The 14,148-nt window shown below is 42.2% G+C and carries 9 protein-coding genes and 1 pseudogene; 2 read left to right on the top strand and 8 right to left on the bottom strand.

Annotation, left to right across the window (positions count from 1 at the left end):
- Window positions 1-373: 373 nt before the first annotated feature.
- The 7 genes from Q0541_RS12810 to Q0541_RS12780 form a co-directional block, all read right to left on the bottom strand.
- Window positions 374-2,341, bottom strand: a complete 1,968-nt coding sequence (locus Q0541_RS12810; RefSeq protein WP_298910733.1) for a response regulator — start codon at window positions 2,339-2,341, stop codon at window positions 374-376.
- Complete coding sequence (locus Q0541_RS12805) at window positions 2,338-2,814, bottom strand: response regulator (protein ID WP_298910732.1); 477 nt, start codon at window positions 2,812-2,814, stop codon at window positions 2,338-2,340. The genes Q0541_RS12810 and Q0541_RS12805 overlap by 4 nt, the downstream gene beginning before the upstream one ends.
- Entirely contained in the window at window positions 2,811-4,754 is a 1,944-nt protein-coding gene (locus tag Q0541_RS12800; RefSeq protein ID WP_298910728.1) for a PAS domain S-box protein, read from the bottom strand. The genes Q0541_RS12805 and Q0541_RS12800 overlap by 4 nt, the downstream gene beginning before the upstream one ends.
- Window positions 4,744-4,998, bottom strand: coding sequence for a helix-turn-helix transcriptional regulator (locus tag Q0541_RS12795; RefSeq protein ID WP_298910727.1), 255 nt, complete (start codon window positions 4,996-4,998; stop codon window positions 4,744-4,746). Before Q0541_RS12795 ends, Q0541_RS12800 begins: the two co-directional genes overlap by 11 nt.
- A gap of 319 nt (window positions 4,999-5,317) precedes the next feature.
- Complete coding sequence (locus Q0541_RS12790; RefSeq protein ID WP_298910725.1) at window positions 5,318-6,385, bottom strand: pentapeptide repeat-containing protein; 1,068 nt, start codon at window positions 6,383-6,385, stop codon at window positions 5,318-5,320.
- Window positions 6,386-6,498: 113 nt separating this feature from the next.
- Window positions 6,499-7,974, bottom strand: a complete 1,476-nt coding sequence (locus tag Q0541_RS12785) for a pentapeptide repeat-containing protein (protein ID WP_298910722.1) — start codon at window positions 7,972-7,974, stop codon at window positions 6,499-6,501.
- 740 nt (window positions 7,975-8,714) lie between these two features.
- Window positions 8,715-9,608, bottom strand: coding sequence for a pentapeptide repeat-containing protein (locus Q0541_RS12780; protein ID WP_298910719.1), 894 nt, complete (start codon window positions 9,606-9,608; stop codon window positions 8,715-8,717).
- Between Q0541_RS12780 and Q0541_RS12775 the strand changes: the two are divergent.
- A pseudogene (locus Q0541_RS12775) lies at window positions 9,579-10,090 on the top strand (FAD-dependent oxidoreductase); the annotation flags it as partial. The gene Q0541_RS12780 and the pseudogene Q0541_RS12775 sit on opposite strands and share 30 nt — an antisense overlap.
- A 150-nt stretch (window positions 10,091-10,240) precedes the next feature.
- On the opposite strand, the gene Q0541_RS12770 reads toward Q0541_RS12775, so the two are convergent.
- Window positions 10,241-12,067: a tetratricopeptide repeat protein gene (locus Q0541_RS12770; protein WP_298910717.1), complete on the bottom strand. Its 1,827-nt coding sequence runs from the start codon at window positions 12,065-12,067 to the stop codon at window positions 10,241-10,243.
- A 257-nt stretch (window positions 12,068-12,324) separates the two neighbouring features.
- Here Q0541_RS12770 and Q0541_RS12765 point away from each other — a divergent pair, with 257 nt between their 5' ends.
- Window positions 12,325-14,136: a hypothetical protein gene (locus Q0541_RS12765; RefSeq protein ID WP_298910714.1), complete on the top strand. Its 1,812-nt coding sequence runs from the start codon at window positions 12,325-12,327 to the stop codon at window positions 14,134-14,136.
- The last annotated feature ends 12 nt before the right edge of the window (window positions 14,137-14,148 follow it).

The raw sequence follows: 14,148 nt of genomic DNA, 5'->3' as shown, positions 1-14,148 counted from the left end.
TGATATTACTCTCCAGTATTAAGATACTTATGTTCCTGATGAACTACTTTTGTTTTTTGAAAGTACTCAGGTATAGTAAACGTTTTCCAAATTACGCTTTGTAACAGCGCCCACAATCAAAGGAAATTTAGTTATAAGGAAATATTTTTATCAGGAAATATAAATAAACTTCAATCACTAAAAAATCTCTTTGAATTTGATAGCTTTCTGATTTTTAGTGATATGTTTCACTCCGGAAAGTTCTTTTGCTGAATTGTTTTTTAAATTAACCAACCCATTTGCTACCAATCACTTCAGTGCGCGATCGCATCCAATCCGGTTGGGTTAATGTTTTAACGAGGTTTATCTAATTACTCAGATTTATCACAAACACCTAAACACATCTGACTAAATTGGAAATCGCCATGAGCAATTCCTCTGGTGCTACAGGTTTAACGATGTGCTGTTGAAACCCGGCTCTTAGTGCTTGCTGCTGATTGATTTCGCCTGCATAAGCAGTCAGAGCGATCGCTGGAATCTGTTTTCCCCCTACTTCTGCTTCCAGATCCCGCACCTGTTGCATCAGCATATAGCCGTTCATCTCTGGCATTCCAATATCGCTGAGTAAGATATCTGGCTTTGACTGTGTTAGCGCTTGTAATGCTTCATCTGCCGATCCAACGGCGGTGACGATCGCGCCAAACTGTTCCAGCACAAAGCTGAAAAAGTTGCGGCTATCAGTATTGTCATCCACAACTAGGATTTGTACACCCATCAGGGGAGAGGAGGCAAAAATGGCAGTTGAGGAATCAGCATTCGGGTCATCCTCGATTATTGCACTGTCCTTGAGCAGTGGTAACATAATTGTGAAGATGGCTCCCTGCTCCTCCCCAAGACTTTCGGCCGAAATCGTTCCACCGTGCATCTCAACCAAGTGACGAGCGATCGCTAAACCTAATCCTAACCCACCAAATTTTCTAGTTGTTGTACTGTCACCTTGACGGAAATAGTCAAACACATGAACTAAAAAGTCAGAGTGAATGCCTTTACCTGTATCACTGACAGTAATCTGCACTTGAGCGTCGATGCACTCCAATTGCACATTTACTTTTCCGCCAATCGGTGTAAATTTGACGGCATTTGATAAAAGGTTCCAGAAAACTTGCTGTAAGCGGGCTGAATCACCCAAAACTTTCGCCTTCGGATCAAGCATCCTCTCAATTTGAATAGTTTTAGCCTCTGCTGCTAAACGTACTGTCTCCATTGCTGCTTGAATCGTGGATGGCAGATTGACTGGTATCATCTTGAGATTGAGTTTGCCTTGGAGAATACGAGAAACATCGAGCAAGTCTTCAATTAGTTCAGCTTGTAATTTAGCATTGCGCTCAATGGTTTCAAGGGCTTTTTGGAGCGCTGTATCATCAAATTTACGGCTCTGTAACAGTTTTGCCCAACCGAGAATTGGATTCAGTGGCGATCGCAATTCATGGGAAAGTACCGCCAAAAACTCATCTTTTATGCGGTTAGCCGCTTCTGCTTCTGCCCTGGCTGTTTGCTCAAGTTGGAAAAGGCGATCGCGTTCTGATTCAGTGCGTTTGCGATCGCTGATATCAGTTAGCATGGCGATCGCGCCCAAGAACTCATTTTGTTCACTAAAAATAGCTCTAGCAGAAATCAGCGTCCAGATATACGAACCATCCTTGCAGCGCAATTGACCTTCTTTTAAATCACTCCCTTCTCGTTTTAGCCACTTTAGTATCTTTTCGACTACTATCCCATCAGCTTGATCCATAAAATCAAACATGGAACGACCGAGCATCTCTTGAGCCGGATAACCTAACATCTCGGATAACCGTTGATTCACAAACTCTGTTCGTGATTGAGAGTCAATCATCCAGATTCCCTCATAAGAGGTATCAACAATTCTGCGATACCTGGCTTCACTCTTCTGTAGCAATTCCTCAGCTTGCTGGCGCTCCCGGCGCTCCTTGGCTTCTCGCAATGCCCGTTGCACCGAGGGAACTAACCGCCCTAGTCGTTGCTTTAATACATAATCCGTTGCACCGTTCTTCAAGGCTTCGATCGCTAATTCTTCGCCCAATGCGGCAGAGACAAAAATAAAAGGAACCTCTGGAGTGCGATTTCGGGCAATTTCCAGAGCCGAAATTCCATCAAAAGAAGGCAAGGCATAATCGGCAAGAATTAAATCGAAATCCTCTGTTTCCAGAGCCACCAGGAAATCAGCACCGGTTTCGACTCTGATCAGTTCGCAATTAATTCCCCCTTCGATTAATATCGCTTGGGCAAGCTCTGCATCTAAGGGACTGTCTTCCAAAAGCAGAAAACGCAGGACATTCATCATTTAATCTCCTGTTGACGATGAGGTGCAGAGGGTAGAGCACCAACGGGTGGCTGATTAATCACTGCCCAAAACAGTCCCAGACCCTTGATAGCATCGGCAAACTCATGGTAATCTACAGGTTTGACGACATACGCATTTACACCTAACTCGTAGCATCGAACTAAGTCTGGCTCCTCACGGGAAGAAGTTAATACCACGATCGGAATCACTCGCATTACTGGGTCAGATTTTAGTTGTGCCAGTACTTCTAGTCCATCAATTTTAGGCAGTTTCAAATCGAGCAGCACTACAATAGGATGCCCCTGCATTCGCAACCGGAACAGCCCCCGGCGATAGAGATAATCTAGTGCTTCCTCTCCATCGCGCACTACCACTACTTCGTTGGCGAGATGATTTTCTGACAAGGCGGCCAATATTAACTCTGCATCGTTAGCACTGTCTTCAATCAGTAGAATTCGCTTGAGTTCTTTCATTCGCCCTCCAACTTCTGTAGTTTAGGTAGTGAGAAATAGAAGGTGGCTCCACTGTCAACTACAGCCTCTGCCCAGACTTGGCCATTATGTCGATGAATAATGCGTTGCACGTTTGCCAATCCAACACCTGTACCTTCAAATTGTTGGTCACTATGCAGGCGTTGAAATACTCCGAATAGCTTGTGAACATATTGCATATTAAAACCTACGCCGTTATCTTCTATAAAAAAGACAACTTCGTTTTCATTCTCAGTACTTCCAATAGTAATTTCTGCTGGGTTTCGAGTCTGGGTATATTTTACGGCATTGCCTATGAGGTTGCGAAGGACGAGCCGCAGCATGGAAGGGTCGCCTTGTACTTCTGGCACTGACTCTATGTGCCAATTAATTGTGCGTCCTGGAGTTTGGCTGACCAAATCGCGCTTTATCTCTTGCACTAGTTGCTCCATATTCAGATTGATGTAGCGCATCTCGGTGCGCCCCATGCGGGAAAATGTGAGCAACTCATCGATTAGTATTCCTGCCAGTTTGGCAGTTTCGGCAATTATTCTTAAATAGCGCTGACTCGTTTCATCTAACGTGCTTGTTGAGCTATGCCGCTTTTGAAGCAATTCTATAAATCCGGCGATGTGGCGAAGTGGTGCTCGCAAGTCGTGAGAGACTGAATAGGAGAAGGATTCTAGTTCCTTGTTAGCAGCTTCGAGTTGGAGAGTACGCTCTTGAATCCGTTGTTCTAGCATTTCGTTCAGTTGTTGCAGGGCGGCTTCAGCAACTTTGCGATCATGGATATCAACACAGGAGCCAATATAGCCAAGAAATTCCCCAGTTGGTGTAAACCGAGGCACACCAGTATCCAAAATCCAACGGTATTCGGAATCATTGCGTCTGAAGCGATATTCCATTTTAAAATCTTGTCGGGCATCAAAGGCATTGATGTGTGTGTCTAAGCAATGCTGAAAATCATCCTCATGAACACCTTCAGCCCACCCGTTGCCCATCTCTTGCTCCAGAGTCCGCCCGGTAAACTCTAGCCAGGGTTTATTGAAGTAATAATAGAGTTTGTCAGTGCCAGACATCCACACCAGTACGGGAGCGGTGTCTGCCAGATGACGAAAACGGGCTTCACTTTCACGCAACGCTGCTTCTACCTGGTTGCGATCGCGTAGCGCGGCTTGTCGTTCGCTCCAGTCAAGAACAAAACCAATGATAGTCTCTTCCTGCTTGACAAAGCCAAGTAAGGCAAGAATTAGAGAGCCATCTTTACGGATATATTCCTGCTCAAAAGGCTTACACCCCCCGGTAATTCTCAGTTCTTGAATTGATTGCTCACTCACCTCAAGGTATTGGGGTGGGGTGATCTCACCCAAGCGGATTCGACCAGAGCGCAGATCCTCGCGTGTATAATTGAGCATTTGCAGAAAGGCATCATTAGCTTCAATGATCGAGCCGTTCACATCAGTCACAATCACCCCGATAATATTGGACTCTACTAAGCGACCAAACCTTGCCTCACTTTGGCGTAGGGACTTGAGGCTTGCTTCAGCTTTCCTTTGGGCTGTGCGGCGTGATTCATTGAGCCAGACGATTAACCCTGCTGTCATCATGAACACGGCCAGCCGCACTAAAATGTCCCGATGTGTAATGTACAGCGGATAGAGCGGCTGAAGAAACAAGTAGTTGACTACCAAAGTAGACAAAACTGTTGCAAATAGTCCTGGTGCGAAACCCCCGTACCAGGCACTCACCATCACCGCTGCAAAAAATAGTGCAGAAGGGGTTGCGCTCAGATATGGACGGAGCAGCATCGTTACTCCCAGTCCTAAAGCAACGGATAGCAAAGCAATAGTATAGTGCAACAGTTGCTCTGGAATGATTGCACCTTTGTTTCTACCGCCAGCAAAGATGTCTTTAGGTTTGAATGTCCTCACTTTATGAGTCATAACCCGACTCTGCTTCTGGAAAATACTGGTTCAGCAAACTTTTACCAGGTTCACCCATCTTCCGTAACATTTCTTCTATTAGTTTTAATGCTATCTGTGAAGGCACTGTATGCCCATTCTGCCAGCGATTGACTGTTTTGAATGAAACTCCTAATCTAGCAGCAAACTGTTTCTGAGAAAGATTGAGTTGCTGCCGAAGCTCCCGAATTAAATCTAAACTTCTTAGTCCTTTTGTTACAGACATCTCCTTTTCCTATTCCCATAGAAATACTAAGATAAGACAGGTGTCCTATTGTTTATCTCTTGCTTAGGGAATATTTATCAGGTTATACCAGTAAGTTAGGTTTTGCAGTCACTCTAGCCAATCTTATATCTTAAAAAGGTGACGTTTGAGGTTCAAAGGCTCGACGTTGAGGTTAAAAGGCTCAACGTTGAGGTTAAAAGGCTCAACGTTGAGGTTAAAAGGTTCGACGTTGAGGTTAAAAGGCTCGACGTTGAGGTTAAAAGGTTCGACGTTGGGGTTAAAAGGCTCGACGTTGAGGTTAAAAGGCTCGACGTTGAGGTTAAAAGGGTGAAACTTGAGCTTTCCAATGTTCCGGTGGTTGAAGATTTTCCGGTAAGATTGTTGTGCGATCGCCAATTGCCTCTTCAATCTGCTCTTGTCCTAGATTTTCGGCTTCAGAAAGGTTTGCCCCTATCAGAAATGCTTCTTCCAGATTTGCTCCGTCAAGGTCTGCTCCTTCCAAGTTGGCTTCTTCAAAGCAAGCCCCTTGCAGGTTAGCATCCATTAGGTATGCTTTTTGCAGGTTAGCTCTATTGAAGTCAGCGTTTTGCAGATTGGCTTCCGAAAGGTCTGCCCTTCGTAGGTTGGCTCTAGAAAAAAATGCTCCTTGCAGCTTGGCTTCCTCGAATACAGCCCATTGCAAGTTAGCTTCCATAAGATTTGCCCCTTGCATCTCGACTTTCGTGAGGTCTGCTCCCCTGATATCGATATTACGTAAATCAAGCCACTCATGTTTCGAGTCATTCTCAGGCTTGCGCCGTCCAATGACGGTAAGGGCTGCTTGAATATCCGTCTTAAGTTTTGGTTTTTGCTCTATCTCGTCTGACTGGATTAACGGTTTTGCATTCTCTGCCTTTTCTTCGTCTTTTTTCAACGGAGCATTCTCTCGCACAAAAGCCGTGAGGACTTCCATGATTGTCCAGCGATCTTGAGGAGAATCTTTAGCAATTCGTTCTAAAGTATAAATTGCCCCTAATCGCACTTCAATCTTTTCATTTCCAAGCTGTTCAATCGCCTTCGCAAAGCGTTCTGTGATTTGCTTGTCTTGTGCAGCTTGGGCATTTTGGAGCGCAGCTTTAGCAGTCTTATTTGCAGCATCAGCACTTTTATCCATAGCTTCCCAACGCTTCGCAGCATAGAACGCATTGATAAACACTGCAATTCCACCGAAAATTGTCGCATTAGTTTTTAACGCTTCCATTTCATTTTTTAGTCGTTCATCTGACGGGGATATATCCCAGACAAAGTAAGCGACCATAACGGATGAAATAATAAATAATGCAAATACAGTAAATGAAATTAGAAATATAAAGGAATTTCTGGGTGTGTCTGTCTTGTTATCAGACATAAATTATGTTTCTTCCTCATCTCCAGAATTGTTACGGAGACTTTTGGTATAAAACTATAGCCTTAAGTGAAAACGGTAGAATGCGCCCAAATAAATAATGATGCTGCGATAACTTAACCAGACTGCCGCCAATCTGTCGGTACTTCGATATAATCAGGTAAGCGAGTAGTGCGATCGCCAAGTGCCTTTCTAATCTGCTGCAACTCTAAGTTTTTAGCCCCTGTTAAAATTGTCCCTTCCAGTTTGACATCACTGAGGTTAGCTTCTGAGAAGTTAGCTCCCATCAGGTTTGCCTGAGTCAGGTTAGCTTGATAAAAGGTTGCCCTATACAAGTTTGCTCCGATCAGGTTTGCTTGATGCAGGTCAGCTTCCGTTAAGGTGGCTTCTGAGAGGTTGGCAAAATAGACTTCCGTTTGGTGAAGTTTGGCTGCATTCAAGTTAGCCCCAGAAAGGTTGGCCCCATTTAAGTTAGCCCCTGAAAGGTTAGCACCAATTAAACCCGTCATCTGCAAATTGGCTTTACCCAGTTTTGCTCCTTGCAAGTTAGCGAGAAACAACTTTGCTCCAGAGAGATTGGCCATTTTTAAGGTTGCTTGTTGCAAGTTAGCTTTATAGAGGTTTGCTCCTTGCAGATTAGCTATACGCAGACTTGCGCCACAGAGGTTGGCTGAACGCATGTTTGCCCCACAGAGATTAGCGCGGTTGAGATTAGCCCAACAAAGGTTTGCTCCACATAAACTAGCTTTTTGTAATTTAGTTTCATAGAGAATAGACTTAACGAGTTTAGCGCCATTCAGGTCAGCCTCACTCAAGTCGGCTCCACGCAGGTCAGCCCCACTCAAGTCAGAACCACGTAAGTCTGCTTGTTGGAGATTAACTCCTAGCAGGTCTGCTCGTCTAATGTCGATATTGCGTAAATCAAGTTTTTGATCTTTTGGGTCTTCGAGTAAATTACGCCTGCCGATGACAGTTAGGGCTGCTTGAATATCGGTGCGGATGTTTGGCAATTCTTCATGCAGGTTTTGCTCCAACTGCTGAGTCGGACGCGACCCACTTTTACGCCTACCTGAGTAATCTGCTGGTGAATATTCCGGCTTTTGTTGCTCTACCCTCACCGGCTGGATAGGTACATTCTCTCGCACAAAGGCAGTGAGGATTTCCATGATTGTCCAGTGTTCTGTAGGAAAATCCTGAGCAACTCTTTCTAATGCATAAATTGCACCTGTTCGGGTTTCAATCTTATCATGACCAAGCTGGGCAATTGCCCCCATAAAGCGTTCTGAAATCAATCTGTCTTGATTGATTTTGGCATTCTGAATGCCAATTTCCAGGTTTTTCTCAGCAGCGATCGCATTTTTCTGCATCGCTTGGGCACGCTTTGATGCATAATAAGTATTAAATATTGCTGCCGATGCTAGAAAAACTATTGCAGTAGTTGCTAATGCTTGGTTTCTATATTGGATTTTTTCCTGAATTGACAACTCCTTAATACTGGACAACGCGAATAAAATTACAGTCAATGAGAAGCCAAATATAACTGTTATAGTTATCAACCAATTCAACGGAGCGTCTGTCTTTTTAGAAGACATGGTAAAGATTTTCCTTACAACCTAGAATTATTACTTAGATAATTGGGAAAAATAGTATAGCATTTAGCAAAAAATTATAATAGGTGTCAAGGCACTCATTGAACTAAGGAATAACATCGAATATACTTATACGTTTCGACAGAAATAAACCACCTATTCCAAAACAATGAAACGCTTGTGGTACAAGAATTACGAATTCCGCCTTATCTACCAGACCAGAGGCGAACGCGTAGCGTCTCGTAGATAAACCGTACTATAGCAATCTTATTTGATATCATGTCCGGGCAATTAAGCATCATAAGAGAACCCCACCCCGCCTAAGCTGCGCTTGAGCTAACCTAAGAGTCTGCTCTTAGGGGTTGGGGGTGGGGTTCTTGTATGGGTAATTTGGCGGACATTATTATATGAGTTGTAAAAATTATCGTAGACGCGCAGCGGCTTGCCGCAGGCTACCGCCATCTCTACGAGAGGCTTCCGCCAACGTGCAGCGTCTCCAAGAGTTGCCGCCTTCTCTACGAGACATTACGTGTAGCTTGCTTCCCTGTAGGGGTACGTGCAGCGTCTCGTTAGAGAAGAGGGCCAAAAGAAGAAGGAAAGAAGTTTACGAATCATTTAGGACTGCTATAGTAAGCTGTGGCGGAAGTTTGACTACTTTTAACAAGGGGATTTTGCCCGTTGTTAAGCCCCAAGTCTTGTTAATTGGAATGGTAGCTGGATTTACAGCTTGCGGTACTAGTATTTTACTTAGAAAATTTGGCTTCCCTAAGATTTGCCCCATCAAGTATGGCATCATCGAGAATTGCCCCGTCCAACCTAGCTAGATATAAGCTTGCACAATGCAGGTTAGCTCCTTCTAGGTTAGCTCCTTTTAGGTTAGCTGCACTGAGGATTGCTCCTTCTAGGTTGGCTAGATATAAGTTAGCTCCTTCTAGGTTAGCTGCACTGAGGATTGCCCCAGCAAGATTAGCTTCTCTAAGATTAGCCCCAGCAAGATTAGCTTGATAGAGATTTGTCTGTTCTAGGTTCGCCCTATTCAGGTTTGCTCCTCTCATGTCCGCGTGACTTAAATCAAGTTGCTCATTTTCTGAGTCTTTATTTAAGTAGCTCGGTATAAATAATTTCTGGTTTTTAGTCAGGGCTTTAGCCCTAATATCAGGGCTAAAGCCCCTACTAAAAGCCAATCTCAATGTTTTGACATTACTTAACATAGTTTGATTTATTCCCACCGATTTACTTACATCTCTTCTAGCGATAACCGTAAGGGCTGCTTGAATATCTGCACGAATTTTTGCCCCGATATTGCTTGTTACTTCCTTTTGGGGCGTGTAATGAGCATTTTCTCGGACAAAATTAGTAAGAATCTCCATGATTATCCAGTGGTACTGTGGATAATTATGGGCAATTTGCTCTAAATCATTAATAACAGCGAGACTGGTTTCTATTGTCTTATTCCCTAGTTGTTCAATTGCTATTTTTAAACGTTGTTTTTGTAAATTATACTGAGTTTGGTTAACTTTTTGCTGAAAAGCATGTATCCCCAGACATATTTTTGAGAATTGACTGTTATTTGTTGATGAAATATTTTTTGAAATATTTTTTATAGTATGAAAAGAATTAATGATTACTGTCAACATACGATAGTTAAAGACTTAGTGCTGATTGGTGGCAGTCACAGCCATCAATTGTCCTGATAATGTTTGGAATAAAGCCGTTACCCAAAGTACGTTTGACGTTGATTACTACAAATCAAAAGACAGCCGATGGAATGTTACCAGGACACATTGCTGGATTTAACAGCCACGAGGAATGCCATATTGATTTGCGACCTTTGCTCAAGCACAGTTGTATATTAACAGAGTAGTTGCCCTAGACTTGGAAAATAACAAAGTTCTTCGTGCTAACGGACTTACGGTAGATTTTGATGTACTGTCTGTTGATATTGGCAGCACTTCGGTCACAGTGTCTGTATCAGGTGCAGCAGAATATGCGATCGCAGCTATTGGGACATTGGTATGAACTAATTGAAGCTGTAGGTAAAAATCCTCAAGAACCAATTAGCATTGCGATCGTGGGTGGTGGTGCTAGCGGTGTAGAATTGGCGCTGTCGATGCAATCATCATTTACAGAGGATATCAACAAGTGGGAGAACTAATTTACAACTCAGATGTGTGGGTTGATGCAATTGTCTTCGAGAAAGTTTTAGTATTTCTGTAGAAGTCAATTCTACAATAGGGATGATCTTTCACCTCATCGATACCGATACATTCTATCTTGATTGAAGTTGTTCAATTAGCTGAATAATTTGTTGATAATACTGGATATTTCCTTCTTGGTAATATAGGTCAGCGGATTTCTGGAAATCGGCAATTGCTCCTTGAGAGTCTCCCAAATTTTGGTATACATCTGCCCGAAGGATGTAAGCTGAAGCCCAATTAGGCTGACGCTCTAAGGCTTGGTTTAAGTCTGCAAGCGCTCCTTGTAAGTCTTTTAATAAAGAACGGCTACGACCCCGATTGTACCAGTCTTCAGCAAAACTGGGGTCGATCGCGATCGCTCGACTGTAATCTTCTATTGCCCCTTGAAAATCTTCTAAGGCATAGCGAGCATTAGCGCGATCGCTGTAAAATGCAGCAGATTGGGGATTAATTTCCAAAGCTTGGGTGTAATCTGTGATCGCACTTTCATATTCTTCTAAAGCATAGTGGGTTGAACCTCGGTTGTAATATGCTTCAATTAAATCAGGATTAATTTGTAATGCTTGATTATAATCTGCGATCGCCCCCTGTTCATCCCCCAAAAGACGACGAGCATTTCCTCGATTGCAGTACGCTTGAGAAAATTCCGGCACAAGCTCTATCGCTTGGGTGTTATCGTCAATTGCTCCCTGTAAGTCTTGCAGAGCTTCACGGGCAATACCCCGACCATAATAAGCTGCGGCTAAGTTATCATTAATCTCTAATGCCCGATCATAATCTTTAATTGCTCCTTTATGATCTGCTAAAGAACGACGAGCCGCCGCGCGATCGCAATATCCTTCAGCTAAATTAGGATTAAGTTGTAATAGGCGATTGCTATCTTCAATTGCACCTTGATAATCTCCCAGTCGGCGACGAGCATTCGCCCGAAAGCCGTATACTAAAGCTAGAGTCGGATTTTCTTGTAACGCTTGGTCATAATCTGCGATCGCACCCTCATAATCCTCAAGAGTACTACGGACAAGACCCCGCTCACAATAAACTTGCAGATCATCAGGATTCAACTTTAATGCTTGGTTAAAATCCTCAATTGCTCGGTGATATTCTTTGAGATGAGCAAGAACTAGACCCCGATTGTAATATGCCCCGGCAAACTTGGGGTTAATTTCTAGGGCGCGGTTGTAATTTGTGATCGCACTTTCATACTCTGCTAAAGCGTAGTGGGCATTACCTCGATTATGATAAGCCTCCGCCAAGTTGGGATTTAATTGTAATGCTCGGTCGTGGTCAGCGATCGCTTCCTGATAATTGCCTAAGATATGATGAATATTACCCCGATTGCTGTAAGCTGCGGCAAAATGGGGATGCCACTGTAAAGCTTGTTGAAAATCTGCAATTGCTCCTTGATGATTACCGCTTTCAAAACAAGCTACACCCCGATTATGATAGGCATTGGCAATATCAATATTGATATTATCAGCTAATTGGGTACTAGTTTCTATTGTTTGGATATAATCAGCGATCGCTTTGTCGTAGTTTTCTAAGGCAAAGTAAGCATTACCCCGGCTGTGGTAAGATTGGGCGAGATTGGGATCGATTTGTAATGCTCGGTTATGATCCGCGATCGCTCCTTCATAATCGGTTAAAAAGTAACGAGCATTACCTCGGTGATAGTAGGCTGTGGCAAAATTGGGATTGATTTCTATGGCGCGATTAAAATTTGCGATCGCACTGCGATAATCTTTGAGTTGACCACTGAGAATAATTCCTCGATTATGGTAAGCTTCAGCATAGTTAGGGTTGAGCTTGATTGCTTGGGTGTAAGCTGCGATTGCTCCTTGATAATCCCCTTGCAAACTGTGGTTTAATCCTTGGTTTAAGAATTCTTCAGCATTCATGTAATTTTTTTGGATTTCGACATTCACTAGCTTTCAGGCAACGGTATTTTTAACGATATGTTTTGAAAATAGTTCCAGCTATTATTGTGCCTCTTGTTAAGATTTTAATTCCTGATTTTCTGTTAGCCCAGATCAGTGCGACGAATTTCAGGCGACTTAAACAACAGCAAGCACCGCAAATAAGAACGGTGAGTGTCTGACTCGCCCTTTTTTACTGATATTGTTATAGTATCGGATAACACATTTAACTAAGTGCCATGACTGCTGCTATCAATACAGACAAAGAGTACCAAAATCGTTTAAAACACTTTACTAGCCTAAAGTCCAAGTACCAAGCAACTAAATATAACGATTCATCACCTGCAAGTCTGTTGTATCTCATCTTGCGAAAAGTTGATTTAGGAATTGAGCTAACTGAATTAGAGTTCTCTTGGTTAAAAGAGCAAGAACTTTTTGAAACAGTTGAAATCGTTTGCCAACAGCAGCAATATAAGTTAGAAGAACTTAGAAAACTAGAAAATGAGTTTTCCCATCTCAAATCTCAGTATCAAGTCCCTAAATTTTCGGGAGCTTTCAAAAATATTTCTGTTATTCTGTATCCAATTCTTTGGAAGTTTCACTCAGGGAATTCATTAACGAATTCAGAGATTGAATGGCTAAAAAATAATGGGCTTGGTGGGACGGTTGCTCTTGTTCATAAGGTAGAATTGGAGAGGCATTTTTTTGTTTTGAAGGCAAAGTACCAAGCTACTAAATATCAAGGTTCATCAATTAATAGTCCATTATATAAAATTTTAAATAAACTGGAAAGTAAACAAAGAATAAGCACCCCTGAATTAGAATGGTTGAGCAAGCGAGAGCTATTTGAAACAGCAGGTATTTTTAGGCAACAGGAGTCAGAAAAAGAAGCTCATTTTGCTGATTTAAAAGATAAATATCAAGCAATTAAACATTTAGACTTATCATTATCCAGTCCACTATATCTAATACTACAAAATATTAATGCCCAAAATAATTTGAGTAAGTCAGAAATTAACTGGCTAGAACAGCAAGGACTTAGCGAAACAATTGCCATTGCTCAAGAATTGGAACAAACACGAGATTTTGCTGCCTTGAAAACTAAGTATAAAGCAACTGAGTATCAGGATTTATCGCCAAAAAGTCACCTGTATAAAGTTCTCAAAAGACTTGATTTGTCTAATCACTTAGGTGAACAGGATATTAACTTTCTGAAAAAGCGTAAGCTGACTAAGACAATAGAAATTGCTAAGGAAAAATATGCTAATATTCTCAAGTTTAATATAGAATCAGGAGAAGTTCTAAATGAATCAGAAATTGAGTGGCTAAAAAATAATGGGCGAGAAGATATCATTATCCTCGCACAACAAAAACAGTTTGCAGCGCTTAAGAGAAAGTATGGGTTGATAGATCCTTCACTTCCCTTAGAGCCACTTTATACGATCATGGTCAAACTGGAGAAAAAAGAACGGCTAGATCCTAAGTTGCTTGTGCAGCTTATGGAAGAGGAACAATTATCTCCTGGCGGGAAAATTGCTCTTGCATATTACAGGCTAGAAGCAGAGTTTTATGAACAGGAATTTCACCGCACTGGACATAAATGGCATATTCCCACCGCTAGTAGTTATTGGCGCAAAGCAGATGAACCTGAACGGGCATTAAAACTTACTAACTTAGATTTAAGCCAAATCAGAGAAAGCAATTTAAAGTCAGCAGTTTCAGTTACTAGAGGTGCAGCCTTCAGAGATATGGATAACTTAGCTGATGCAGAAAGTTGTGCGAAAAAAGCTATGGGGTATCAACCTGAAAGTTATCAACCTTATACATTGATGGCAGCTATTGCTCATGATAGGGGTGACTATGCAAAAAGAGATTATTGGCATGAACAAGCAATTAAATGCGGTGCGAAAACTGAAGATATAGATGATGAGATAAAACGATTAATCAGAAGTACAAAAGATGATAATAAACGACATGAAGCAGCAGAATATTTACTAAAAAAAGATTCACAACGCTACTCTTGGGTTAAGTCTTATCTCAAAAAGTCGTAAGATAATGGTAAA

This window comes from uncultured Nostoc sp. (assembly GCF_937863485.1).
Taxonomy (GTDB): Bacteria; Cyanobacteriota; Cyanobacteriia; order Cyanobacteriales; family Nostocaceae; genus Nostoc.
The sequence above is the reverse complement of the archived record's forward strand: the minus strand, read 5'-3'. Positions and strand labels throughout refer to the sequence as shown.

Excerpts from the sequence above, each read along its gene's own strand:
- Q0541_RS12770 (WP_298910717.1), bottom strand. The coding sequence starts at position 12,067 with ATGAATGCTGAAGAATTCTTAAACCAAGGATTAAACCACAGTTTGCAA.
- Q0541_RS12800 (WP_298910728.1), bottom strand. The coding sequence starts at position 4,754 with ATGACTCATAAAGTGAGGACATTCAAACCTAAAGACATCTTTGCTGGC.
- Q0541_RS12785 (WP_298910722.1), bottom strand. The coding sequence starts at position 7,974 with ATGTCTTCTAAAAAGACAGACGCTCCGTTGAATTGGTTGATAACTATA.
- Q0541_RS12795 (WP_298910727.1), bottom strand. The coding sequence starts at position 4,998 with ATGTCTGTAACAAAAGGACTAAGAAGTTTAGATTTAATTCGGGAGCTT.
- Q0541_RS12780 (WP_298910719.1), bottom strand. The coding sequence starts at position 9,608 with ATGTTGACAGTAATCATTAATTCTTTTCATACTATAAAAAATATTTCA.
- Q0541_RS12810 (WP_298910733.1), bottom strand. The coding sequence starts at position 2,341 with ATGATGAATGTCCTGCGTTTTCTGCTTTTGGAAGACAGTCCCTTAGAT.
- Q0541_RS12805 (WP_298910732.1), bottom strand. The coding sequence starts at position 2,814 with ATGAAAGAACTCAAGCGAATTCTACTGATTGAAGACAGTGCTAACGAT.
- Q0541_RS12765 (WP_298910714.1), top strand. The coding sequence starts at position 12,325 with ATGACTGCTGCTATCAATACAGACAAAGAGTACCAAAATCGTTTAAAA.
- Q0541_RS12790 (WP_298910725.1), bottom strand. The coding sequence starts at position 6,385 with ATGTCTGATAACAAGACAGACACACCCAGAAATTCCTTTATATTTCTA.